This window comes from Kribbella sp. CA-253562, assembly GCF_050942265.1.
In the GTDB taxonomy this organism is placed as follows: Bacteria; Actinomycetota; Actinomycetes; order Propionibacteriales; family Kribbellaceae; genus Kribbella.
Genome location: NZ_CP192049.1, coordinates 164982 through 188296, shown reverse-complemented (window position 1 = coordinate 188296; position 23315 = coordinate 164982). Strand labels below are relative to the sequence as shown.

Annotated in this window: 28 protein-coding genes; 10 read left to right on the top strand and 18 right to left on the bottom strand. The window is 70.0% G+C overall.

What is annotated here, in order from left to right:
• Positions 1–9: 9 nt before the first annotated feature.
• A complete protein-coding gene (locus tag ACQPXM_RS00910) occupies positions 10–948 on the top strand; it encodes a helix-turn-helix transcriptional regulator (protein ID WP_432943710.1) in 939 nt (312 codons plus the stop codon).
• Here the strand turns inward: ACQPXM_RS00910 and ACQPXM_RS00905 are convergent.
• Genes ACQPXM_RS00905 through ACQPXM_RS00880 form a run of 6 tightly spaced genes read right to left on the bottom strand, consistent with a single transcriptional unit; the run spans position 942 to position 5690 of the window.
• Complete coding sequence (locus ACQPXM_RS00905) at positions 942–1853, bottom strand: S66 peptidase family protein (RefSeq protein ID WP_432943708.1); 912 nt, start codon at positions 1851–1853, stop codon at positions 942–944. The genes ACQPXM_RS00910 and ACQPXM_RS00905 overlap by 7 nt on opposite strands.
• A 9-nt stretch (positions 1854–1862) precedes the next feature.
• Positions 1863–2285, bottom strand: a complete 423-nt coding sequence (locus tag ACQPXM_RS00900; RefSeq protein WP_432943706.1) for a hypothetical protein — start codon at positions 2283–2285, stop codon at positions 1863–1865.
• Between the two features lie 13 nt (positions 2286–2298).
• Entirely contained in the window at positions 2299–3612 is a 1314-nt protein-coding gene (locus ACQPXM_RS00895; protein ID WP_432943704.1) for an amidase, read from the bottom strand.
• Positions 3609–4004: a hypothetical protein gene (locus tag ACQPXM_RS00890; RefSeq protein ID WP_432943702.1), complete on the bottom strand. Its 396-nt coding sequence runs from the start codon at positions 4002–4004 to the stop codon at positions 3609–3611. Before ACQPXM_RS00890 ends, ACQPXM_RS00895 begins: the two co-directional genes overlap by 4 nt.
• Positions 3971–4786, bottom strand: coding sequence for a hypothetical protein (locus ACQPXM_RS00885; protein WP_432943700.1), 816 nt, complete (start codon positions 4784–4786; stop codon positions 3971–3973). The genes ACQPXM_RS00890 and ACQPXM_RS00885 overlap by 34 nt, the downstream gene beginning before the upstream one ends.
• Before the next feature lie 4 nt (positions 4787–4790).
• A complete protein-coding gene (locus ACQPXM_RS00880) occupies positions 4791–5690 on the bottom strand; it encodes a nitrilase family protein (RefSeq protein ID WP_432943699.1) in 900 nt (299 codons plus the stop codon).
• A 125-nt stretch (positions 5691–5815) separates the two neighbouring features.
• Between ACQPXM_RS00880 and ACQPXM_RS00875 the strand changes: the two genes are divergently transcribed.
• The 3 genes from ACQPXM_RS00875 (at position 5816) to ACQPXM_RS00865 (ending at position 7298) form a co-directional block, all read left to right on the top strand.
• Positions 5816–6265 carry a winged helix-turn-helix transcriptional regulator gene (locus ACQPXM_RS00875; RefSeq protein ID WP_432943697.1) on the top strand — a complete coding sequence of 150 codons (450 nt, stop codon included), beginning with the start codon at positions 5816–5818 and terminating at the stop codon, positions 6263–6265.
• Positions 6266–6357: 92 nt separating this feature from the next.
• Positions 6358–6645, top strand: a complete 288-nt coding sequence (locus tag ACQPXM_RS00870; protein WP_432943695.1) for an antibiotic biosynthesis monooxygenase family protein — start codon at positions 6358–6360, stop codon at positions 6643–6645.
• A complete protein-coding gene (locus ACQPXM_RS00865; protein ID WP_432943693.1) occupies positions 6642–7298 on the top strand; it encodes a PhzF family phenazine biosynthesis protein in 657 nt (218 codons plus the stop codon). Before ACQPXM_RS00870 ends, ACQPXM_RS00865 begins: the two co-directional genes overlap by 4 nt.
• On the opposite strand, the gene ACQPXM_RS00860 is transcribed toward ACQPXM_RS00865, so the two are convergent.
• From ACQPXM_RS00860 to ACQPXM_RS00845, 4 genes are all read right to left on the bottom strand, one after another.
• Entirely contained in the window at positions 7279–7797 is a 519-nt protein-coding gene (locus tag ACQPXM_RS00860; RefSeq protein ID WP_432943691.1) for a GrpB family protein, read from the bottom strand. The genes ACQPXM_RS00865 and ACQPXM_RS00860 overlap by 20 nt on opposite strands.
• Positions 7798–7806: 9 nt before the next feature.
• Positions 7807–11262, bottom strand: coding sequence for a phosphodiester glycosidase family protein (locus tag ACQPXM_RS00855; RefSeq protein WP_432943689.1), 3456 nt, complete (start codon positions 11260–11262; stop codon positions 7807–7809).
• Between the two features lie 171 nt (positions 11263–11433).
• A complete protein-coding gene (locus tag ACQPXM_RS00850; protein ID WP_432943687.1) occupies positions 11434–11757 on the bottom strand; it encodes a rhodanese-like domain-containing protein in 324 nt (107 codons plus the stop codon).
• Between the two features lie 74 nt (positions 11758–11831).
• Positions 11832–12689, bottom strand: coding sequence for an Fpg/Nei family DNA glycosylase (locus ACQPXM_RS00845; protein WP_432943685.1), 858 nt, complete (start codon positions 12687–12689; stop codon positions 11832–11834).
• A 159-nt stretch (positions 12690–12848) separates the two neighbouring features.
• Here ACQPXM_RS00845 and ACQPXM_RS00840 point away from each other — a divergent pair, with 159 nt between their 5' ends.
• Positions 12849–12992 (top strand): hypothetical protein, encoded by a 144-nt coding sequence (locus tag ACQPXM_RS00840; RefSeq protein WP_432943683.1) that lies wholly within the window; start codon positions 12849–12851, stop codon positions 12990–12992.
• A 73-nt stretch (positions 12993–13065) separates the two neighbouring features.
• On the opposite strand, the gene ACQPXM_RS00835 is transcribed toward ACQPXM_RS00840, so the two are convergent.
• Both ACQPXM_RS00835 and ACQPXM_RS00830 read right to left on the bottom strand, forming a co-directional pair.
• Positions 13066–13890 carry a class I SAM-dependent methyltransferase gene (locus tag ACQPXM_RS00835; RefSeq protein ID WP_432943681.1) on the bottom strand — a complete coding sequence of 275 codons (825 nt, stop codon included), beginning with the start codon at positions 13888–13890 and terminating at the stop codon, positions 13066–13068.
• A gap of 64 nt (positions 13891–13954) precedes the next feature.
• A complete protein-coding gene (locus ACQPXM_RS00830; protein WP_432943679.1) occupies positions 13955–14224 on the bottom strand; it encodes a hypothetical protein in 270 nt (89 codons plus the stop codon).
• An 83-nt stretch (positions 14225–14307) separates the two neighbouring features.
• Between ACQPXM_RS00830 and ACQPXM_RS00825 the strand changes: the two genes are divergently transcribed.
• On the top strand, positions 14308–15258 hold the full coding sequence (locus ACQPXM_RS00825; protein ID WP_432943677.1) for a helix-turn-helix domain-containing protein: 951 nt from the start codon (positions 14308–14310) through the stop codon (positions 15256–15258).
• 36 nt (positions 15259–15294) lie between these two features.
• Here the strand turns inward: ACQPXM_RS00825 and ACQPXM_RS00820 are convergent, their stop codons facing one another.
• The 3 genes from ACQPXM_RS00820 to ACQPXM_RS00810 all read right to left on the bottom strand — a co-directional run bounded on the left by ACQPXM_RS00820 (position 15295) and on the right by ACQPXM_RS00810 (position 17910).
• Positions 15295–16092 (bottom strand): ABC transporter permease, encoded by a 798-nt coding sequence (locus ACQPXM_RS00820; RefSeq protein WP_432943675.1) that lies wholly within the window; start codon positions 16090–16092, stop codon positions 15295–15297.
• Complete coding sequence (locus ACQPXM_RS00815; RefSeq protein WP_432943673.1) at positions 16092–17075, bottom strand: ATP-binding cassette domain-containing protein; 984 nt, start codon at positions 17073–17075, stop codon at positions 16092–16094. Before ACQPXM_RS00815 ends, ACQPXM_RS00820 begins: the two co-directional genes overlap by 1 nt.
• A 139-nt stretch (positions 17076–17214) precedes the next feature.
• On the bottom strand, positions 17215–17910 hold the full coding sequence (locus ACQPXM_RS00810; protein ID WP_432943671.1) for a helix-turn-helix transcriptional regulator: 696 nt from the start codon (positions 17908–17910) through the stop codon (positions 17215–17217).
• 61 nt (positions 17911–17971) lie between these two features.
• Between ACQPXM_RS00810 and ACQPXM_RS00805 the strand changes: the two genes are divergently transcribed.
• Positions 17972–18319 carry a hypothetical protein gene (locus tag ACQPXM_RS00805; protein WP_432943669.1) on the top strand — a complete coding sequence of 116 codons (348 nt, stop codon included), beginning with the start codon at positions 17972–17974 and terminating at the stop codon, positions 18317–18319.
• Positions 18320–18514: 195 nt separating this feature from the next.
• Here ACQPXM_RS00805 and ACQPXM_RS00800 read toward each other — a convergent pair whose 3' ends face one another.
• Together ACQPXM_RS00800 and ACQPXM_RS00795 are read right to left on the bottom strand one after the other, a co-directional pair.
• Positions 18515–19585, bottom strand: a complete 1071-nt coding sequence (locus ACQPXM_RS00800) for an adenosine deaminase (RefSeq protein ID WP_432943667.1) — start codon at positions 19583–19585, stop codon at positions 18515–18517.
• A 24-nt stretch (positions 19586–19609) separates the two neighbouring features.
• Positions 19610–20074 (bottom strand): nitroreductase family deazaflavin-dependent oxidoreductase, encoded by a 465-nt coding sequence (locus ACQPXM_RS00795; protein ID WP_432943665.1) that lies wholly within the window; start codon positions 20072–20074, stop codon positions 19610–19612.
• A gap of 124 nt (positions 20075–20198) precedes the next feature.
• Here ACQPXM_RS00795 and ACQPXM_RS00790 point away from each other — a divergent pair, with 124 nt between their 5' ends.
• On the top strand, positions 20199–20894 hold the full coding sequence (locus tag ACQPXM_RS00790) for a TetR/AcrR family transcriptional regulator (RefSeq protein WP_432943663.1): 696 nt from the start codon (positions 20199–20201) through the stop codon (positions 20892–20894).
• A 94-nt stretch (positions 20895–20988) separates the two neighbouring features.
• Positions 20989–21963: an IS481 family transposase gene (locus tag ACQPXM_RS00785; protein WP_432939363.1), complete on the top strand. Its 975-nt coding sequence runs from the start codon at positions 20989–20991 to the stop codon at positions 21961–21963.
• Here ACQPXM_RS00785 and aat read toward each other — a convergent pair.
• The gene (gene aat, locus ACQPXM_RS00780; protein ID WP_432943661.1) at positions 21960–22625 is read right to left on the bottom strand and encodes a leucyl/phenylalanyl-tRNA--protein transferase; all 666 of its coding nucleotides are present in this window, start codon (positions 22623–22625) and stop codon (positions 21960–21962) included. The two genes, ACQPXM_RS00785 and aat, sit on opposite strands and share 4 nt — an antisense overlap.
• Positions 22626–22691: 66 nt before the next feature.
• Between aat and ACQPXM_RS00775 the strand changes: the two genes are divergently transcribed.
• The gene (locus tag ACQPXM_RS00775) at positions 22692–23267 is read left to right on the top strand and encodes a GNAT family N-acetyltransferase (RefSeq protein WP_432943659.1); all 576 of its coding nucleotides are present in this window, start codon (positions 22692–22694) and stop codon (positions 23265–23267) included.
• Positions 23268–23315: the final 48 nt, after the last annotated feature.

The window sequence follows — 23315 nt, the reverse complement described above, 5'->3', positions numbered from 1 at the left end:
AATTTCGGGGTGACCACAACCAACCGCCGCCTCGAGACGCTGTCGCTGCTGCAGACACATCCGGGCATCTCCGCGCCCGCTCTCGCGGCCCGGCTGGGGGTCACCGAGCGCACCGCTCGCCGCGACATCGCCCAGTTGCGCGAGCTGGGCTACCGGATCGACGGCGAAGCCGGGAGGACGGGCGGCTACCGGCTCGCGCACGGACGGGCCATGCCACCACTACTGCTGGACGCCGACGAAGTCGCCGCCGTGGCGCTCAGCTTGCGGGCGGGAGTGGGCGTCGAAGGCCTGGAGACCGCCGCCGTCACGGCACTGGCGAAGCTGACCCAGGTCGTGCCGTCGCAGTGGCAGACGCGGCTGACCGCGCTCACCGACGTACAGACGTATCAGGGCCGCACCCCGCGGCGGGCCGACCGCGACGTGCTGGTTCAGCTCGCGCTGGCCTGCCGGGCCGGTGAGGCGATCCGGTTCCGTCACCGGCGGCTCGCGGCCGGCGACACCCACGCCGTCGAAGTGCAGCCGTACCGGCTGGTGACACTGCGACGGCTCTGGTACCTCGTCGCCTGCCCGCGGGGTGAGAACGAGTGGAAGGTGTACGCCGCCGACCGGATCTCGCAGGCGCAACCGCTCGGGATCCACCTGCCCGCTCCGGAACCACCGTACGACGCCGCACAGCTGGTCGCCCGGTCACTGGCCCACGGGCGGTGGCGGCATCAGGTGCGGATCCGGGTGCACACGTCGGCCGACCTGGTCCGCGAAATGGTCGACCCGAGCGTCGCGGCCGTGGTCGAGGACGGTGACGAGTGCGAGCTGCAGTTCGGCACCGACGACCTCGACTGGGCCGCGCGCTGGCTGGCGTACCTCAACCTCGACCTCGACGTCGTCGAGCCCGCGGCGCTGAGCGATCGGCTGCGGAACTTCGGGCAGTGGCTGTCCGAGCGCTACTGAAAGGCCGGCTGTAGTGGTTGCAGCGTCGGGTTGGTCGCGTCGAGACGGACCGGCAGACCAAGCGGTACGGCGAGGTTGAGGTCCTCGTGGCCGATCGCGGCTCCGGTGACCGTCGGGATCCCGAGCGGTTCCAGCCGCTCGCGCACGACGTCGGCGACCAGACCGCCGTCGTCGGCGTCGCTGAAGTCGCCGATCACCAGTCCGGTCACCTGGTCGAACCAGCCGGACCGCAGCAGCTGGGTGACCAGCCGGTCGACGCGATAGCCGTCCTCGCTGACGTCCTCCAGGACGACGATGCCGTCCGGCTTGACCGCGGTCGGCGTACCGATGCTCGCGGCGAGCAGGGCCAGGTTGCCGCCGAGCAGCCGGCCTTCCGCCGTACCGGGCACGGCTGTCTGGGCGCCCTGCGGGGCGAGCAGGTCGGTGACGGACTCGGGCTCGAAGAGAAGGTCGCGCAGGCGTGCGCCACCCGCTGCGAGCTGCTCGACGCCGGCTGCCATCGGTCCGTGCACGGTGACCAGACCGCGCGCGTTGAACGCCTCGTGCAGCGCGGTGATGTCGCTGAACCCGACGAAGACCTTCTCGACCGCGGCCAACTCGTCGAGGTCGAGCAGCGGCAGCATCCGCTGGACGCCGTACCCGCCGCGTCCGCAGAAGACCGCACTGAAGCTGTCGTCCAACCAGGCCTTGGTGAAGTCGTCGGCCCGGGCCGCGTCACTGCCGGCCAGGTACGGCAGCCGCTCGTCGCGGGCGAGCGCGGAGGGCATCACCACGACCTCGAGCCCCCACTCCCGCAGTCGCTCTGTGCCCGTCGCCAGCCGCGCCGCGTTCAGCGGCCCCGCCGGCGCCACCACCGCCACCCGATCCCCAGCCGCGAGCCGCCGCGGTCGCCTCACATCCGTCACGCCCGAAACCTATCCGACGTCGTACGCCGCCGAGTTCGAGCTCCTCTCGTCGCCGGTCCAGTCGGTGTTGAAGCCGCCCAGATGCGGGTGGTACATCTCGTCGCCGTCGTGCTGGGTGAACTCGACCTTGAGCCACAAGGCGTCGAGCGCGAACGCCTCCTCGCACGCGTCGATCAGGGCCTGCGCCAGCCGCGCCCTCGTCTGGACCGGGCGGCCTCTGCGGATGTCACACATGATCAGCCCCGAGGGCGTGGGCGGCCCGGACTCGTGGCACCGCCAGACCGCACCGGGGCCGAGGGCGTGCACGGAGACCGTGAGCAGATCCATGCCGACCTGCATGATCTCTGCGTAGATGCGCCCGACGCGTTCCGCGAACGCTTGCCGGGTGGCTTCGTCCGCGGTCAGCGGCAGGTCGACCTGGATCGAGGGCATGCTGTTCCTTTCGTCAGTACCGGGTGAGTTCGAGCGCACGGGCGGCAGCGAAGAGCACGTCTTCGTTGCCTGGCGCGGAGATGAGTTGCACGGCGAACGGCAGTCCGTCGATCCGCCCGGCCGGCACGCTGACGGCAGGCGAACCGGTCAGGTTCCAGGGGCTGGTCAGCGAGAGCAGAGCAGCCCGTACTTCGAGGTCGGTGCCGGCCACCGAGACGCTGCGCTGGCCGATGGCCGGTGCCACGACGGGGACTGTCGGCAGCGCCAGTACGTCGTACGTGGACAGCAGCTTGCCGACCACGTCGCGCAGTTCGTGACGCGCCTCGTCGGCGCGGGCACAGCTCCGGCGGGAGATCCGACGGCCCTGGTCCAGTCGCGCCCAGACCTCCGGATCGATCAGTTCGGCGTCCGCGTCGAGATGGTGCTCGTGCACGCGGAACGCTTCCCTGCCTTGCAGAGTGGAGAAGATCTCGAAGAGGCTCTCCGGCCGCTCCCACTCGGGAAAGCCATGGACGACCTCGACCTCGAACCCTGCCGAGTCGACGGCCTGCCAGGTCAGTTGCTCGACGCGCGGGTCGGTGACGGCGATCGAGCCGGGTGGGATCCAGCCGACGGAGACGCGACCGGACCGTCTCTCCACCGGGCTGCGGCTGATCACCTGGTAACCGATGAGGGCGTCGTCGGCCGTCGCGGCGAAGAGGCCGACGTGGTCGAGGCTGGGCGCGAGGGGATACACACCGTTGCTCGGGACAACGTCGTACGCCGGCTTGAGTCCGATCACGCCGCAGAGCGCGGCCGGTACCCGTACCGAGCCTGCTGTGTCGGTGCCCAACGCGAGCGGCACCAGGCCGGCGGCCACGGCGACAGCGCTGCCACCGCTACTGCCGCCGGACATCCGGCGGCGATCGATCGGGTTGCGTGAGGCGCCGTGCACCGACCGATCACCGGTCGCGCCGTACGCGAACTCGTGCAGCGTGGTCTTGCCGATGATCACCGCCCCGGCGTCCCGCAACCGCCGGACGACCTCGGCGTCCTCGGTCGCGACGGCCCCGAAGGACGTCGCCGATCCACAACTGGTGGGCAGATCCGCCACGTCGATCAGGTCCTTCACCGCCACCGGAACTCCGTGCAGCGGTCCGCGATCGATGCCCGCGGCAAGCTCTTCGTCGGCCAGGTCTGCCGCTGCCCGCGCACCCTCGTCGTCGATCAGTGCGAACGCGTTGAGGGTGGGATTCAGCTCGTGGGTACGCCGCAGAGCCGCGTCGGTCGCCACACGGGACGAGGTCTCCCGGCTGCGCAGGACCCGGGCGAGTTCGGCGGCAGTCACGACGCGAATCCAGGGAGCAGACCGAGCGACGGCACGATCACTGCCGTGCAGAGGCTCATCGATGCCACGTTGCCGGTGAACGGATGGACGGTCTTCGGCAGCCGAGCCGAGAGCGCCGCGGCGACCGGCGGAGCGATCAGCGCGCCGGCCAGCGCACCGGCGACGATCGACTGGAAGGTCCCGCCGAAGGCCAGCACGGTGGCCGGCGCGACCGAAACGACCGGCACGAACGTCGGGTAGAAGCCGTGCCTCGACCACCTCTTCCGCCAGATGACCACCCCCGCCAACGCGGTGAGGACCTGGCCGGCGAGTACGGCGTAGAACAATCCGGATCCGTACGACGTACTGGCCGGGCTGATCAGGTGGGCGGCGACGGCGCCCAGGATGAGCACGGCGCTCGCCCATTCGTTGCCGAAGAACTGCGCCTCGGAGAAGTCGGCCAACGCACGGCGGGGTACCCACAACACCGAGGATCCGCGAGGGGCCGGGTGGCGTTCGGGCCTTGCGCGCCAGGCGCCCGGGGCAGGCATCCACCTGAGCCGCGGGCAGAGCCAGAACGCCACGAGCGCGGCGAGCCACATGCCCGTGGTGGCACCGACGACGGGTGGAAGACCAGCGGGCCGCAGAGGTACTCGACCGCCAGGATCGAAGCCGGTGGAGTCAGCAGCGCACCGAGCACGGCGGCCGACAGACCGATCCTCCACCCAGGTCCGTAGAGCACGACAATGGCCGGTGCCACCGACACCAGCGGCACGAACAACGGCTGCCAACTGCCGGACCCGAGGGTCCAGCCCCAGGCGACGGTGCCCAGCACGAGGCCGGCCAGTGCGCTACCTGCCACCCACGGCCACAGACCGGTGCCGCAGGCCTGGACGAACCCCTGCCACCGCCACGACCGTCGGTGCGCGACATGGCCGATCAGACCTCCGAAGAGCAGCAACGCACCGGCCGGAGCGACCGCGTAGAACTGTGGTTCGCTGATCGACTCGATCAGCCACGAGGAGAGCCGGCCGACGTCGGAGTAGTCGCCGTCCCACGGCTGCCAGGTCGCGCCCTGGGCCACTCGGGAGAACGTCCAGGCGGCGAGCGCCAGGAGCGCGAGGGCAACCGATCCTGCCCCCAGCGTGCCGGCCCTTCCCGGCCCGGCGACACCCGTACTGCGGACTGTCGTCATGACGTCACCTCGGGAGCGGTGCGCGGTCGGCGTAGCCCAGCATCTGGTCGTACAGGTCGGTCCGGCGGTCCCGGTGCAGGTCGTTGAGCTGGTTCCAGATCGGCGCCGTGCGCGCCGCCGTCAGGTCGATGTCGGCGTAGACGATCGTGTCCTCGTCCGGGCCGGCGATCCGGTCGATCGGCCAGCCGTTCGTCCCGGCGATCAGCGAGTTGCCCATGAAGCCCGCGCCGCGCTCCTGGCCGATCCGGTCCGCGGTGGCGATGAACACGTTGTTGGCGTGCGCTGCCGTCATCGTCAGGTACGCCGCCATGCAGACGCCGCTCGCGTCGTACAGGGGTGGCGGGGTCCAGACCCAGCCGGTCGGGACACAGATGATGTCGGCCCCCATCTGCGCGACGATCCGCGCGGTCTCGGGGAACCAGATGTCCCAGCACACCAGCAAGCCGATCCGGCCGATCTTGGTGTCGAAGACCGAGAACCCCTCGTCACCTGGCGTGAACCACAGCTTCTCGGTGTTCCACAGGTGGGTCTTGCGGTACCGGCCGATGTAACCCTCCGGGCCGACCAGCACGGCAGTGTCGAACAGCTTCACGCCGGCGCGCTCGGCCACGCAGCCGACGATGTACACGTTCCGCGCGGCCGCGATGCGGGCGAACGACTCCACCGTCGGCCCGTCCGGAACGGCCTCGGCGTGAGCGAAGGCCTCTTCGCGGGTCTCGAACACGTAGCCGGTGGTCGCGAGCTCCGGGAGCACGATCAGATTCGCTCCGGCGTCCGCCGCGGCGATCAGCCGCTGCTCGACGGCGAGGGCGTTCTGCTTGAGGTTCTCGACCCCGACCCGGGGCTCGAACTGTGCCACCGCAACCCGGACGGGGCTGACTCGCTGATCTGCCGCTGACGTCATGACCTGGTCTCCTCGCTCGAACTGGTTTCAACTTGAAACCGCTTGATCGGGAGCGTAGGGCAGCTGGTTTATACTTGCAACCACTTAACTCCGGTCTTTTTTGCCGGTCGACCGAGGAGACCCAGATGCCACAGCGCGTGACCCACGAGGCAGCCGAGTGCCCGGTCGCCCGGGCCGTCGACGTGATCGGCGACCGCTGGTCGCTGCTGATCGTCCGGGACGCCTTCGACGGGATCCGCCGGTTCAACGACTTCCAGCGCAACCTCGGCCTGGCGAAGAACATCCTGTCGTCGCGGCTGCGGGAACTCGTCGCGCACGGCATCCTCGAGATCGTTCCCGCCGCCGACGGCGGCGCGTACCACGAGTACTCGCTGACGCGGAAGGGCCGCGACCTGTTCGTCATCCTGGTCAGCCTGCGGCAGTGGGGCGAGGACCATCTGTTCTCCGACGCCGAACCGCACTCGGTGCTGCTCGACACGAAAAACAGCGAACCGGTCCGCAAGCTCGAGGTCACCGACGCGTCGGGCCGTCTGCTCGATTCCTCGGAGGCCTTCGTCCGTAAGGTCGCGAGCTGATGCAGACCACGGGCGGGGGTCGCGCACGGGCCGTGCCGTCCGCTGGGCAGACGGCGGCCGTATGGTCACAACGGCTGTGAAAAGCTGACGGCATGGCTCTCGAGATTGCGTTGATCGATGTGGTGGCCGGGCAGGAAGCCGACTTCGAGGCGGCGTACCGCCAGGCTCGTCGGCAGCTCGAGGGGGCCGGTGCGCGCAGCATCCGGATGACGCGGGGGATCGAGACGCCGAGCCGCTTCGTGCTGCTGGTCGAGTGGGACTCCGTCGAGGCGCACGAGGCCTTCCGGGCCAGCGACGCCTTCGGGGTGTGGCGCGGGCTGATCGGTCCGCACTTCGCCAACCCGCCGCACGTCGAGCACTTCGCGGACGTCGACGCGTGACGCGTCGTACGGCCCGGGTCTTCACCGCCCCGGAAGGGGCCTACGGCAACGAGGTGGCGGTCGTGCTGACCGACGAGTTGCCGCCCCCGGAGCAGCGGCAACAGGTGGCGACGGCCGCCGCCGAGCCCGCGACGGTGTTCGTGGCGGGCGACCTGCGGACCGTGCGGATCCACAACCACCTGCTGGAACGGCGATTCGCGGGGCATCCGTTGCTCGGCACCGCCGCCGTACTGCGGTCGCTCGGGCACGCGCCGTCGGTGTTCACGACACCCGCCGGGGACGTGTCGGTCTGGTCGGAGGACGGCGCCGAGTGGCTGTTCGCTCCCGCCGCGTGGTCGCCGAACGCGCGGCATCGGCAGGCCGCGTCGCCGGCCGAGATCGAGGCCATCTCCGGAGCACCCGCCGACGAGCCGATCCAGGTCTGGGCGTGGCTCGACGAGCCGGGCGGTGTGGTCCGGGCGCGCATGTTCGCCCCGAGCGAGGGCAAACCCGAGGACGAGGCCTGCGGATCCGCGTCGATGGTGCTTGCGGGAGTGTTGGAGCGCGAACTCACGGTGGTGCACGGGAAGGGCTCGGTGATCCGGGTCCGCCCGGTCGCCGGTGGCGTGAACCTCGGCGGCTACTGCGTGGTGCCTAGTCAGCCAGGCGGTTGAGCACCCCGGTGATGAAAGGGGCCTTGCCGGCTCGATAGGCGGGACGGTCCCGGTCGTCGGCGGCGGCCAGCGCTCGCTTGATGCGGGCGTACTCGTCGCGGTCCTCAGGAGTGACCCGGAGGTGGTCGCGGAAGGCGAGCCAGGTGCGCCAGCCGTCGGAGGCGTGCTCGACGACGTGCAGGTGGTGGGTGCGGTACTCGACGGACGGGTAGCACCAGGACCACCTGCGACTCTCGCGGTCGGTCGGCTCGGGAGCAGGCAGCCAGCCGACGGCCGTGAGGGCGGGGAACGCTTCGGCGACCGACTCGTAGCTGGTCACGATCGCGGCCATGTCGATGATCGGCTTCGCCGGGAGGCCGGGGACCGCTGTGCTGCCGATGTGTTCCACCGGGTGGGTCAGCCACGGGGCCAGGGCCGACTCCACCGGCCGGCGCTGCTCTTCGAACAGGGCCGGCCAGTGGGCGTCGTACTCGGTGATGGTGATCGGGTCCAGGCGCACGTGGACTGTTTACCAGTCGATGCGGATCCGGGTGCTCTTCGTGGTGCCGTTGACGGTCACTGCCAGGTCCACGCTGCCGGGACGGATGGCGGTGAACTGGCCGGTGGCCGGGTCGTAGGAGGCGGCAGCCCAGATGGGTGCCGATTTCGCGGGACCGATGTGGAGGAAGGTCGAGCCGGTCCAGTCGGCGGAAACCGGGAAGGCGACCGGGACGCGGCGGCCGTCCTGGACGACTGTGGCGGTGGCCTGGGCCGTTTGACCTCGGCGGATGGTGGCGGGAGCGGTGAGCTCGAGCGCGTCGACGTGCGGGCGGAGCTCGACCTGGAACCAGGAACGCTCCGGCGCCGACCAGTGCCGTACGCCGGCGTCAGCCGCGCGAGCCGCCGGGTCGATGCCGACCAGAGCCCAGCCGGTGAAGCCGCCCGCGTCGGGAGCGGCGGCCGGGCTCTTACCGGAGTTGCCCGTCAGCGGCAGCAGCACGCCGTCTGTCCGGGTCGCCGCGAAGGTCCCCGCGTGCGCCGCCATGTACGCCGCACCCTTGCCGGTCGAGGCGCGGAAGTCGGCCAGCCAGCGGACCAGCAGCTCGGCCTCCTTGCGATCGCCGAGCTGGGAGTTCGCGGTCGGCGACGGGTCGTCGATCGGGTGGTGCGCCATCACCACGACGTTGCGGATCGCCGGGTTCTTCGCGGCGTCGTCGAGCTGCTTGCGCAGGTCGAGGATCTGCGCGAACCCGCCGGCCCGCAGCGACCCGAGCGAGGAGTCCCGCAGTACGAATCGCGTGCCCTTGTGGTCGAAGGTGCTGCTCGGCGCGCCGAAGACCTTGCTCCACTCCGACAGGTCACCCGGCCCATAGCTCTCGTGGTTGCCCGGCACGTAGTGCACCGGCACCTTGCCCGCGACCTCCTCGTCGATGATCCGCTTGGCCAGCGCGATGTCGTTCGCGAAGCCGCGGTCGACGAAGTCGCCGTTGATCACCAGGAACTCGGGCTGCTGCGCGAGCGCCTCGCGAATCGTCCGGCGGGCCTGCTGGACGATGTCGGAGTCCGGGTTGTCGGCGGTGAACTGCGCGTCCGACAGTACGGCGAACTTCCAGCGCGTCCCGTCGAGCTTGCCGTCGGCAACCACCATCGGGTCGACCACCTTGGCCGGCGGCTGGACGGTGACCGGCGGGGCGCCGCGGACGGTCAGGTCGTCGACGACGATCCGGCCGGCGTACTGACGGGTGGGCACGGTCTCGACCACGTAGATCCGCCAGAACCGCAGCGGCATCGTGAGTCCCGGCGGGATGTCGGCCTCGACGTACTTCCAGCCGGTCCAGTCGACCGCGGCGGCGAGGTTCAGGGTCTGCGCCGAACCACCGGCGCCGTCGTACGCGTTGGCCCGCAGCCAGGCGCCCTTACCGTCGCCGTAGACCCACGCACCAAGCTTCTGAGGCTGTCCGGGGAGGGTCTGCTGCGGAGTCATCGACAGGTACGCCGCGCGCGTGGCGGTGCTGCCGGTCAGTGAGTAGTCGAGCGCGATCGCCTGACCGCCGTCGTGACCCTCTGCGGCCGATCGGGTCGCCGTCGCGGCACCGGCCGGTACGGCGTTCGCCTGCCAGCGGGTGAGGTCGTCGACCTCGTCGACCACCTCGCTGCTCAGACCGGCGGTGACGCTGAGCTGGGTGGTGAGGTCGCCGACCTTCGCGGTGACGACGGTGGAGACGGCCTCGGTGCCGACCGCGTTCACCTCGAAACCATTGCCCTTGGCAACCACGTTGACGAGCGCGGGGTCGTAGGTCAGCTGGACGTCCCGCGGCTCGACCCAGGTGGAGAACCCGTCGGCGTCGTAGCCGGTGATGCTGAAGAAGCCCTTGCTGGTGGCGTTGGGCAACGACACCTGCTTGCTCGACGGCGCCAGCCGGGCCGGTTCGCCGAGCACCGTCATCGGGAAGCGGCCGTTCGCGATTCCCTTGGCGGCGGTGATCACCACGTCACCGGCGCGGCGGCCGGTGACGACGCCCAGGCTGGTCACTCGCGCGTTGCTGCCGGCCGACCAGTACGGCGTACCGGCGGCGGGCGCGTAGGTCTCGTCGTGGCCGCGGGCCGTGAGGACGCGGCTCAGGCCGGTCAGCACCCGGGCGCTGCGAGTGAGGTCGGCGTCGGCTGGCTCGGCCGTCGTACCGGCGGCTTCGATCCGGAAGCCCTTGAGCTGGCCGGAACCCTTGACCGGGAGCAGGCCCAGGCCGTTCGGGGTGAGCCGCTCGGAGCCGTCGGACGGCTTGTTGACCAGCTCGGGAGCGGCCTCGCCGGGGGAGCGCTTCAGCATCGTCGACGAACCGCCGCCGTCGAGGTTGAGCACGTCGTCGGCGCCCAGGTCCAGCATCAGCCGGGCCAGCTCCTTCTCGGTCAGGCCGCGGGAGTCGACCATCCGGCCGTCGATGGTGAGCAGGATCATCCGGCGGCCGTCGGCGGAGAAGCCGATCGCGGTGCGCGGGTGCAGCGCGGTGTCGTCGACGTTCAGGATCTGGCCGTCGCGGGCGAGCTGGATGTTGCCGCTCAACGCGACCGCCGCGTCGGCGGCGTCGGCGCGCGGGCCGTACTTCACCTCAACCTGGTCGCCCGGCTCGAACGCGGCCAGCGCGGTCGCACCGGCCTCGCGGCCGATCAGAGCCTGCTCGTTCGCGGCCAGCGGGGTGGTCGCGGGAGTGGTCGCCGAGGAGACGACGACGCCGTCGCGCAGGATCACCTCGCGAACGGTCGGCAGGCCGTCGACGGTCCGGGTCCGGGCCGCCTCGCCCCACTGCGGGGTGTAGAGCCCGATGCCGCCGGCGTTGACGCTCGGGGAGTTGAGGTTGGTCAGCGCGACCTTGCTCGCGTCGTCGTCGGTCGCCGTTCCCTCCAGGAAGACCTGCGCGATCCGGCCCAGGCCGTCCTTGCCGATCACCGCGGTCTCGTTGTGCCCGGCGGCCGGCCCGTTGACGAACCGGCCGGCGCCGCCGTCGGCGTCCCGCTCGATCCCGATGCCGAGCGGTGCGCCGGTGTCGTTGATGTCGAAGAAGTCGCCGTTGACGCCGGCGATCGCCTGCTTGCGCGCGACCTGCTGGCTGAGCACCTCGCGGCCGGAGACCGTGCCCGGGTTGAGGTAGTCGACGGTGACGCCACCCTTGTCCAGATCGGTGACGAGAATGTCGCCGCGCAACCAGCCGCGCGCGTCGAGCCGGTCGAAACTCGTGTAGTCCACGCCGGGCGCGACCGGACTGTCGGACCGCCGGGTGACGATGCCCTCCCCCGGCGGCGCGAGCGCGACGTCCGGGATGTCGGAGGAGGCCGCGGACGATCCCTGGTGGGCCTCGACGGCCTCGGTCAGCTCAGGGGACGGTTGAGCGAAGGCCGGTGGAACGGCGGTGGTGAGCAGCAGACCGCCGGTGACCAGAGCGGTGGTCAGCGCGCGGCGTACGGGGATGGGCGGGGCAGGCGTGGACACGGAGCCTCCTGGGGGTGGACGGGCGTGGCCATCCGACGAGGCGTGTCCTACTGCCGTGTGAGGCGCAGGTGTACGCCGATCGACCGACCGGTGACAAAGTAACGTCTCCGGTGGTCGACCGGAAGATTTCCTACCCAGATTGATGCAACTACCGGGCGGTCAAGCGTTGGCTCAGTCGGTGGCGACCGGGCGGCCGTAGGACTGCCAGGCGTGCATGCCGCCGTCCAGGTTGATCGCCTCGCGGCCCTCGGAGAGCAGGTACTGGGTCGCGACGCCGGAGCGCCCGCCGACCGCGCACACGCACAGCACCTTCTGCCCGAGCGGCACCTCGCCGACCCGCTGCTGCAGCTGGCCGAGCGGGATGTGGGTGGCGCCTTCGATGTGACCGCTGTTCCACTCGTCCGGCTCCCGCACGTCGAGCACGAAGGCCTCGGCCAGCAGGTCGTCGTCCACGTCGGCGACGACGACGGCGGGAATCATCGGGTTCTGCGTCATACCCCGATCATCGCAGCCTCTCGGACCTCGTCGGTTCCCGGGCGTGCACAGCACTCGGCCGCGGCCGCGCCCGGCTACTTGAGCAGCTTCGACAGGCGGCGGTCGGCCAGCGGTTTGCCGCCGGTCTGACAGGTCGCGCAGTACTGCAGGGAGGAGTCGGCGAAGCTCACCTCGCGAACGATGTCACCGCAGACCGGGCACTTCTCGCCCTTGCGGCCGTGCACCCGCAGCCCGCTCTTCTTCTCCGACTTCAGGTCCTGCGCGGCCAGCCCCTTGGACCGGTCGACCGCGTCGCGCAAGGTCTCCCGCATCGCCGTGTAGAGCACGTGCAGTTCGTCGTCGGTCAGGTTGGACGCCGGCTTGAACGGGCTCATCTTCGCCACGTGCAGGATCTCGTCGGAGTAGGCGTTGCCGATCCCGGCGATCACCGACTGGTTGCGCAGCACGCCCTTGAGCTGGACCCGGCCGGCGTCGCGCAGGATGCCGGCGAAGTCCTCGGGTGACAGCGTGAACGGGTCGGGACCGAGCTTGGCGATGCCCGGCACCTCGTTGACGTCGCGCACGACGTACACCGCGAGCTTCTTCTGCGTGCCGGCCTCGGTCAGGTCGAAGCCGGACTCGTCGTCCAGCACCACCCGGCAGGCGATCGGACCCTTGCCCGGCCGGACCAGCGCGGTCGACTGCTGCTCACGCCAGCGCAGCCAGCCGGCCCGGGCCAGATGGATCACCAGGTGGATGCCGGACGCCTCGAGGTCGAGGAACTTGCCGTGCCGGCTGACGTCGTCGATCAGCAGGCCGGTCAGCGCGGAGATCGGCGGGTCGTAGGTCTTCAGCGCGCTGATCGCGGTGATGTCGGCACGCACGATCGCCCGCCCGACGGCACGTTCCCGCAGGAACCCCGCCAGCGACTCGACTTCCGGCAACTCGGGCACGTGAACAGTGTGCCGTACCGCACCGACAGTTCCCAGACTCGCCAGTAGGGGTTTCAGGGCACCTCCCGGCGGAAACCCGGGGGTCGGTCAGGCGTTTACCCGAGCGGGTTTCTTGGCCTGAGCCGCTACCTTCGAGGGAAGCAGAGAAGGAGGCCCCCGATGGGTTTCGTGAAGACACTGGTCAAGGGTGCTGTGGTCGCGAAGCTGGTGCAGGTCGCCCAGCGTGAGCTCAGCAAGCCGGAGAACCAGCGCAAGGCCAAGGAGATGTTCCAGAAGGTCCAGCAGCGGCGCAACACGCACTGAGGGCCGTGACGAACTCCGCCCGGCCCGGCGAGCAGGAAGACCTCGCCGGGTCTGCGGCGTCCCGCCGTACGCCTCAGAGCTTGACGGCCTGCAGCGTGTAGGTGCAGGGCAGGCGCTCGGGCCGATCGGTCAGCCGCCACTCGTCGAAGTCGGCGTCCTTGGTCATCTTGCCCGGCAGCGGCACCCACGGCGCGCTGTCGTGCTCCTCGAGCGCGGTGAGCTGCAGCCCGTGCGCGAACAGCGCGGTCACGATCTCCCCGAGGCCGTGGTTCCACTCGTGGGTCACGTTGTGCTGGAACTGCACCTCGGTCTGCACGTAGGTCCCGCCCTCGTCCCAGACCATCGGTTCCTGGGTCTCGAAGTAGGGGTAGTCGACGGTCAACCGGGTCTCGTCGTCGGTGCCGAGGGCCCAGAGCATCGGGTGCCCCTCGCGGATGAACAGCCGCCCGCCCGGCTTCAGCAAACCACTCACCGTCCGCGCCCACCGGTCGATGCTGGGCAACCAGCCGAGCGCCCCGATCCCGGTGAAGACCAGGTCGTACGACGCCGCGCCGAGCACCTCGACAGCGTCGTACACGTCGGCCTGGTGGAAGTCGATGTCCAGCCCCAGCTTGTCCGCGAAGGACTGCGCCTGCGCGACGGCCGGCCCGGAGAAGTCGAGCCCGCTCATCCGCGCGCCCAGCCGGGCCAGTGAGACGGTGTCGGTCCCGATGTGACACTGCAGGTGCACGCCCCGCAACCCGCGAACGTCGCCCAGTCGCGGCAGATCGAACCGCACCACGTCGGAGATGAACTCCGGGTCCTGCTCGAACCGCGCCAGCTTGTAGTCCGGGGACGCGGCGTGCGCCGCGACTCGCTCGTCCCAGCTCTGCCGATTGACCTCGCGGTAGTCGTCCATGGTGGGTGACTGTGGCACAACGCCCGCTGTCCCCGCTGAGAATTTCCAGCGGAGACAGCGGACCTCATGCGGCGTGACGGCCGTGCGACGTGGACAGCTGGGCGCGGCGGATGTGCGCCACCGCGCTGGGGGTGGAGGCGGGCTTGTGGGTGAAGGGCTTGGCCGACTCGCCGAGGGCGAGCAGGTCGAGCTTGGTCCTGGCCAGGTCGCGGTCGTCAGCGTCCCAGCTGCCGCTCGGACCGTTCCGGAGAGCGGTGGAGTGGCGCCGGTTGCTGACCTCGAGAGCGGCGACGATGGCCAGTGCGAGGACAACGAGAACTACGATTCCGGTCATGGCAGTAATCTTGCTATGAGACAGATTCCGCCACAATTGGCACTACTGACCACCTTCGGCAAAATTCTGCCATAATGGCTCGCATGCTGCGCAAGATCGCTGTGGTGCTGATGGAGGACGTCGCCGTGTTCGAGTTCGGCGTGCTCTCGGAGGTGTTCGGCATCGACCGGACCGACGACGGCGTGCCCGCCTTCGACTTCAAGGTGTGCTCGACCCGCCCGGGTGAACCGCTGCGGACGAGCAGCCACTCCGCCGTCGTCGCGCCGTACGGGCTGGACGAGCTCGAGGACGCCGATCTGGTCGCCCTGCCGGCCACCACCTGGCGCGAGGCCTACGACGAACGCATCCTGGACGCCCTGCGCAAAGCCGAGGCCCGCGGCGCGATCCTGCTGACGGTCTGCTCCGGCGCGTTCGTGCTCGGCGCGGCCGGGCTGCTCGACGGGCGCAAGTGCGCGACCCACTGGCGCTACGCCTCGCTCTTCCGCGAGCGCTACCCGCGCGCCCAGCTCGACCCGGACGTGCTGTTCGTCGACGACGGCAACATCATCACCAGCGCCGGTACGGCGGCCGGCATCGACGCGTGCCTGCACCTGGTCCGGCGCGAACTGGGCAGCGCGGTCGCGACCCGGATCGCCCGCCGGATGGTCGTTCCGCCGCAGCGCGACGGCGGCCAGCGCCAGTACGTCGACGTCCCGGTGCCCGAGTCGTCCGGCGAGAGCCTGCAGCCGGTGCTCGACTGGATGGTCGCCAACCTGACCGTCGAACACACCGTGCCCGACCTCGCCCGCCGGGCGCAGATGTCGGAGCGCACCTTCGCCCGCCGCTTCGTCGCCGAGACCGGCACGACCCCGCTCAAGTGGGTCACCACCCAGCGCGTCCTGCACGCCCGCACGCTGCTCGAGCAGACCTCCCTGGGCATCGAACAGATCGCCGCCGAGGCCGGCTTCGGCACCGCCGCCCTGCTGCGGCACCATTTCCGGCGCGTCGTCGGAGTCCCGCCGCAGAACTACCGCCGGACCTTCCAGACCGCCTGACGGGCCGGCCACCTCCGGGCCGGCCCGCAGGTGCCGCTAGACCGAGCGCTGGTAGGTGCGGAAGGCCCGAGTGGACAGGTAGGCGACGACGAGCGTGAAGGCCAGCAGGTACAGGCCGTGGCGGCCCGCCGAGGACCAGTCGGGGTTCGCGGACAGGGACTCGCGGGCGGCGATCGTCGCCCAGTCGACCGGGTTGAAGCGCGCGGCGACCTCGACCCAGTGCGGCGCGAGCTTAGGGTCGATCATGATCGACGACAGGAACGTCAGCGGCAGCGAGACGAACTGGGAGATGCCGATCAGCGCCTCCTGCTGCCGGGTGAGCAGGGCGACCGCGTTGGACAGCGAGCCGAACGCCGTACCGATCAGCACCGAGGCCGCGACCGTGACCAGGAATCCGGCCGGTCCTCCGTCGTACCGTGCGCCGGCGGCGAACCCGATGCCGAACACGAGCACGGCCTGGATCGCCGTACTGATGCCGTTGCTGATCAACTGGCCCGCCATCAGCGCCGCCCGGCGTACCGGCGAGGCCAGCATGCGGTCCATCACCCCGCGCTCCATGTCGGTGATGAAGGTGGTGCCGTTCCAGCCGCTCGACATCAGCGCGGTCATCATCACGATGCCCGGCGTGAGATAGGCGATGTACGACGAGGTGCCGAAGCCCGGCAGGTCGACGATGCCCTGGAACAGCTGCCCGAACAGCAGCAGCCAGATCGCCGGCTGCACCAGCGTGAACGCGATCAGCGCCGGCGACCGGAACTGCGCCCGCAACCAGCGAGTGGTGATGAATCCGGTGTGCGCCAGCAGCCCCGCGCGAGGCTCGGTGATCGTGGTCATCACGCCACCTGCGCTTCCGCGGCCTGGAACGATCGGCCGGTGTAGCTCAGGTACACGTCGTCCAGCGACGGCCGCGACACCGTGACTGCGCTGACCGGAATCGCCTTGTCCTCAAGGGCTCCCAGCACCGCCGGTACGGCGGTCGCGCCGTGCTCCACGCGAGCCCGCAGGGAGTTGCCCTCGACAACTATCTCAGCGATCCCGGGCAGCCCCGCCAGCAACGAGCGGACCGAGCCGTCGACGTCCGCGTCGACCAGCTCGACCTGGACCGTGTCGCCGTGCAGCTCGGCCTTCAGTCCTTCGGGGGTGCCCTCGGCAACGACCTTGCCGTGGTCGACGATCGCCAGTTGATCGGCGAGCCGGTCGGCCTCCTCCAGGTAGTGCGTGGTGAGCAGCACCGTGAGTCCTTCGTCCCCGGCGAGCTGGCGGACCTCGGCCCACAGGTCGGCGCGCGCTTCGGGGTCCAGACCCGTCGTCGGCTCGTCGAGGAACAGCACCCGCGGCCGGTGGACCAGCCCGAGGGCGACGTCGAGCCGGCGCTGCTGACCGCCGGAGTACGTGCGGACCTGCCTGGACGCGTGGTCGGTGAGGCCGAAGCGCTCCAGCAGTTCCCGCGCACGGCTGGTGGCCGTGGACCGGGACAGGCCGTGGATGCGTCCGCTGAGCACGAGGTTCTCCAGGCCGGTGGCCATCGGGTCCGAGCTGGCCTTCTGCGGCACGTAGCCGATGACGTGCCGGACGTCGTCCTGCGCGCGGTTGACGTCGTACCCGGCGACGAGCGCCGTACCGGAGTCGGCGCGGGACAAGGTGGTGAGGATCTTGACGGTGGTGGACTTGCCGGCGCCGTTCGGTCCGAGCAGACCGAGCACGACCCCTTCCGGCACCGCGAACGTGAGGCCGTCGAGGGCCCGGACCGCCGGGCCGCGACGGGCTCCCGGGTAGGTCTTGACCAGATCGACGGCCGTCAGGGCGTAACTGACCATGATGACTCCTTCGGGGATGAGGAGCCGATCCGTCTATCCTGATGAGTGCACCTTGGGTCATCAGGTCCTTCGGGACCGGCTCGAGGAACTGACGGCCCTCGACCCAGGTGTTGCCGCACCTCGGGCCGGGGGCCGTTTCTCACTGTGCTTCCGGTGGGACCTCCCGCAACCAGGCGAAGTCGTCACCGAAGTACTTGACCGGATCCTTCAACAGGTCGGCCGGCTGGACGCCGAGCTCGGCGACCAGGTCATGGGTACGGCGCCAGAACGCGGTGCCCTCCAGGTCGTCGGTCCGGATCCGCTCCGCCAGCCGCCGCGCGAACCTGACCTCGGTCCGCAGCAGCTCGACCCGGAACTCCGACTCGATCCAGAAGACCTCGGGCAGCTTCTTCGAGCGCATCACGTCGTGCATGCCCTCGAGCTTCGCGATCTCCTGCTCCAGTACGCCGGCCCGCCGCTCCAGCAGCTCGGCGACGCGGTCCGGCGCGAAGGCCGGCAGGTAGGCCAGTCCGGCTTCGAGCTGGCTGAAGTCCTTCTCCGGCGTCCCGAGCAGCTCGGCCAGCCAGTCGTCGAACTCCTCCCGGCCGGCCTGGGTGATCGCGTAGACAGTCCGCTCGGGCCGATTGCCCTCGCGCACGGTCTCGACGGCCTCGACGAACCCGTTCTTCTCCAGCGCCGTGACGACCGAGTACAGCGAGCCGTAGTTGAGCTTGATGCTGCCGTCCTTGCCCCGGGCCTTGAGCATCGTCGAGATCTCGTACGGATGCATCGGCCGCTCACCGAGACTGCCGAGCACGGCGAACGCCAGCGGATTGCCCACCTTGCGCCGGCCCATCACCCCTCCTCGATCTCGATTACTTGAGATCGAGTATTTGCCGTCGGGTAACTGATGTCAAGTGATTCAGCACCCGGTACGGCACGCCGGGTCCGTCCGCACGACGGTCGACTTCACCAGCGCGACGAGGGTCGTCTTCAAGGACTTCACCGTGCGCGACATCTGTCCCGGCGACAACCTTCCGGTCCGGGGCCGGGCTTCGTGGGTGTTAACCGACGGAACTACCGGTGCCAGCAGCTGGAAGGTGGACAGCAACGGCTGTGGCGGCGACGGCACCAACTTCGGAGACATCGTCTATTCCGGCGGCAAGCGAGTGGCGAGCGTCATCGTGATGGTGTGCATCCTCAGGACGAACGGCACGACCCTGGCCTGCAACGGCAGCGCTTACCGGGACAACCAGTACACCTGAGGTCAGGTGATCCAGCACTCGCCGACTCGGCAGTCGTCGGCGCCGGTAGGGCCCGGCTTCGACGACAACGTCGACTTCACCGGTCACGGGATCGGCAAGCTGCTTGTGCCGCTGGTCGGCAAGCCCGAAGCCCGCAGGGAGATGCCGGCCAACCTAGCCAGGCTGAAGGAGTGGCTCGAAGCCCGCGGTTGCGGGTCAGGGGTTCAGTTCGGCGGCGTACCAGGGCTTGATGATCTGGTCGATGATCGCGAGCCGCTCGTCGAAGGGGATGAAGGCGGACTTCATCGCGTTGATCGCGAACCAGCGGAAATCGGTCAGGCCGTAGTCGAAGGCGTCGGCGAGCAGGGCGAGTTCGCGGGACATCGAGGTGCCGCTCATCAGGCGGTTGTCGGTGTTGACCGTGACCCGGAAGCGGAGCTTGGTGAGCAGGCCGATCGGGTGCTCGGCGATCGAGGTCGCGGCGCCGGTCTGCAGGTTGCTGCTCGGGCACATCTCCAGCGGGATCCGGCGGTCGCGGACGTACGCCGCCAGCCGGCCGAGCTCGACGCTGCCGTCGGGGTTCTCGGTGATGTCGTCGATGATCCGGACGCCGTGGCCGAGGCGGTCGGCGCCGCACCACTGGATCGCCTGCCAGATCGACGGCAGGCCGAAGGCTTCGCCGGCGTGGATGGTGAAGTGCGCGTTCTCGCGCTGCAGGTACTCGAAGGCGTCCAGGTGCCGGGTGGGCGGGTAGCCCGCCTCCGCGCCGGCGATGTCGAAGCCGACCACCCCGGCGTCGCGGTAGGCGACGGCCAGCTCGGCGATCTCCATCGAGCGGGCCTGGTGCCGCATCGCGGTCAGCAGCTGGCGGGCGACGATCGGGCGTTCGGCGTTCGCCATGCCGTGCTCGAAGCCTTCGCGGACCGCGTCGACCACCTGCTGCAGCGACAGCCCCGCCGTCAGGTGCTGCTCGGGCGCGTACCGGATCTCGGCGTACACGACACCGTCCGCGGCCAGGTCCTGCACACACTCACTGGCGATCCGGCTGATCGCCTCGGCGTTCTGCATCACCGCGACGGTGTGGTCGAAGGTCTCCAGGTAGCGCTCCAGCGACCCGGAGTCGGCCGACTCGACGAACCACTCGCCGAGCTCGGCGGGATCGGTCCGCGGCAGCCGGTGCCCGATCTCCTTGGCCAGCTCGACGATCGTCGCGGGCCGCAGGCCGCCGTCCAGGTGATCGTGCAGCAGCACCTTGGGTGCCGCGGTCAACTGCTCGGAACTGATCATCTGGCCATCTTGGCATCCCGCCCGTCAGGCCTTGGTGATCTTGAAGACCGGTACGCCGGGAGCGACCGCCAGCAGGGTCTCCAGGGACGAGTTCTTGTCCACGTCGCCCTCGAAGAACGCGCCGACCTCCCAGGCCCACTTCTTCAGGTAGAGCCGGAGGATCTCGGGCTTGTCGGCGTCGGCCAACTCGACCGCCTGGAACACCTCGATGCTCCGGCCGAGCCGCAGCCGGGCCTCGGGGTTGGCGCGCAGGTTGCGGACCCACTGGACGTGCCCGCGCGGGGCGACCAGGTACGGCTGGCCGTCGAGCGTCAGCAGGTTGACCGGCGTACTGCGCCACTGGCCGGACTTGCGGCCGCGGACCGACAAGACCCTGCTGCCCATCAGGCTGACGCCGAGGTTGGTCAGTCCGGCGACCAGCTTGTTGAAGACCAGCATGCTGCGGTGGCCGGAGGTGACGACGCGGTTCTTGTCGTACTGCTGCTTCATGGCGGTGGGCCTTTCCCGAAAGCGAGAGCGGCGCTCTCTGTTGTGATCAGTGAACACTGACGCATGATCAAAGTCAAGAGCACTGCTCTCGCTTCAGTGCACTGGTCATGGCAGACTACGGAGCATGAACGCCGGCCGCACCGCACGTGACAGGGCCCGGGCCGAGCTGACCCGGGAGATCAAGGACACCGCTCGCCGCCAGCTCGCCACCGACGGCGCCGAGCGGCTCTCGCTGCGCGCGGTCTCCCGGGAGCTGGGCATGGTCTCGTCCGCGCTCTACCGGTACTTCCCGAGCCGCGACGACCTGCTCACCGCGCTGATCATCGACGCGTACGACGCGCTCGGCGCCGCGACCGAGAAGGCGGCCGCCGGTGTGGCGAACCCGCTGTCGGCCTGGCTCGCGGCCTGCCGAGCCATCCGCGCGTGGGCGAAGCAGCACCCCCACGAGTACGCGCTGATCTACGGGTCGCCGGTGCCGGGGTACAGCGCGCCGCAGACCACGGTTCAGCCCGCGTCACGCGTCGCGATCTGTCTGCTCGGGGTGCTGCAGCGAGCGCAGGACAGCGGCGTACTGGTGGTGCCCGACGACGCCGTCGAGCCCACTGGCGCACTGGTGGAACAGGTGAAGCCGCTCGAGCAGGCGGCTCCCGGCGTACCGAAGGCAGTGCTGCTGCGGACGGGGATGGTCTGGGCGCAGGTGTTCGGGCTGGTCAGCTTCGAGCTGTTCGGGCAGTTCGTCGGGACCTTCGACCCGGCCGACGAACTGTTCGAGGCGGCGATCGGTGAGCACGCCGCGTTCCTCGGGCTGGGGCGTGTCTAGGTGTACTGACCCAGGAGGTTGTTGACGTAGGGCGAGACCTCCGTGTCGGGTGGGAGCTGTCTGACGGCTTTCCACTCGGTCCACGGAGGTCTCTGTGTCCCACGCTAATGCCCGGCTGACTCCAGCGGGGAGATTGATTATGGTTCGGCGGATCGCGGCAGGGCGCGCGGTGGCTCATGTCGCGGCTGAGATGGGTGTGTCACGCACGTGTGCGTGGCGGTGGTGGCGCCGCTACCAAGACCAGGGCCAGGCCGGGCTGGTCGATCGTTCGTCTCGGCCGCGGTCGTGCCCGCACCGCACCCCACCGTGCACCGAGACCCGGGTCCGGATCTGGCGGCACCTGACCCGACGCGGACCGGTCGACCTGGCCCGCCGGGCCGGAGTGCCGGCCGCGACCATTGGCCGGATCCTCACGCGCCACCACACCCCGCTGCTGCGCGAGTGCGACCCGATCACCGGCGCGGTAATCCGGGCCTCGCGCCGCACAGCCAACCGCTACGAACACCCCTATCCAGGGTCGCTGGTCCACATCGACGTCAAGAAACTCGGCCGAATCCCCGACGGCGGCGGCTGGAAAGCCCACGGCCGCGGTGCCCGCCCCGCCACTCAACGCGGCCTGGGCTACGACTACGTCCACACCGCCATCGACGACCACTCCCGCCTGGCCTACGCCGAGATCCACGACGACGAAAAAGGCCCCACCTGCGCAGCATTCCTGACCCGCGCAACCGCCTTCTACGCCACCCACGGCATCACCGTCGAACGCGTCATCACCGACAACGCCAAGAACTACCGCCTCGCCCGAATCTTCCTCGACACCGCCGCCAGCCTCGGCATCCAGCTCAAGCTCATCAAACCCCACTGCCCCTGGACCAACGGCAAAGCCGAACGCCTCAACCGCACCCTGGCCACCGAATGGGCCTACGCCCGCCCCTACAACACCAACCAGCAACGCACCACCGCCTTGCCAGCATGGCTCAACCACTACAACCTAGAACGACCCCACACCGGCATCGGCGGCCAACGACCCATCGACCGAATCAACAACCTCGCGAGTCAGTACATCTAGGCGAATGCCTCGGGCAGCGGGAGTTCGAGCGCGCGCCGGACGCGCCGGACGTACTGCTCGCGCGGGATCGAGATCGCGCCGAGCGTCGCCAGGTGGTCGGTGACCCACTGGATGTCGAAGACTCGCTCGGCGGCGTACTTGTCGTCGAGCAGCTCGACCAGCCCCGCGACGGCCGCCTTCGAACCGTCGGTCTTGTGGTGGAACATCGACTCGCCCGCGAAAAGCCCGCCGATCGCCACGCCGTACAGGCCGCCGGCCAGCTCGTCGCCGTCCCAGGCCTCGACCGAGTGCACCCAGCCCATCCGGTGCAGCCGGGTGTACGCCGCGATGATGTCCGCGTCGATCCACGAGCCCGGCCGGCGCGGATCGGCGCAAGCGCGGATGACCTGGTCGAACGCCGTGTTCACCCGGATCTCGAACCGCTGCCGGGCCCGGCGCAACGACCGCGACGGACGGAACCCGGCGACCTCGATCACCCCGCGCTCCAGCGGCGACCACCACAGCAGCGGCCCGTTGCTGTCCGGCATCGGGAACAGCCCACGCCGGTACGCCGCCAGCACGGTCCCGGGCTCGAGATCGGCACCGGCCGCGACGACGTCCCCACTCCCGGCCACCGCGACCGGCGGGAACTCCCAGACGGAAGCAGGCGGTTCGACAGGCACCCCTCCATCCTCCCGCACGGCCGTCAGGGGCGTACGGCGGGCGGGCTCGTGGGTAGATTTCCGGCCGTGGAAGCCCTCGGACCCGTCAACTGGCCACCGCAACCGATCAGGACCGAGCGGCTCGTGCTCCGCGAGCCCGAGGCTCGCGACCGGGCGGCGTTCGTCGACCTGCTGGCGTCGCCGGAGGTGCACACCTATCTCGGCGGGCCACGGCCGCGCGCCGAGCTCGAGCGCGAACTGCCCGAGGTGCCCGAGCGCTGGCCCGGGAGTTTCGTGGTCGAGCTCGAGACCGCGATGATCGGCCAGATCCTGCTCAGGAGAGCGGGCGAGCAGCATCGCCCGGCGGCCGCGGGTAAGGCCGATCTCGGCTACCTGTTCCTGCCACACGCCTGGGGCTTCGGGTACGCCGCGGAGGCCTGCGCGGCGGCACTCGACTGGTTCGACCAGGTCCTTCCCGGCGAGCCGGTGGTGCTCACCACTCAGTCCGCCAACGTCAGCTCCATGAGCCTCGCGGCGAAGCTGGGTTTCACCGAGGTCGAGCGTTTCGAGGCCTGGAACGCCGAGCAGTGGCTCGGCCAACGATCATCGGTCAGGGCGCGGTCCGGGATTGTCCCGAGTGGCGTGGGCGGTGCGGCCACGTAGTCTTGAGAGTGCGTCACCCGCGGAGGCCGGGTGGCGGGTCCGACCCAA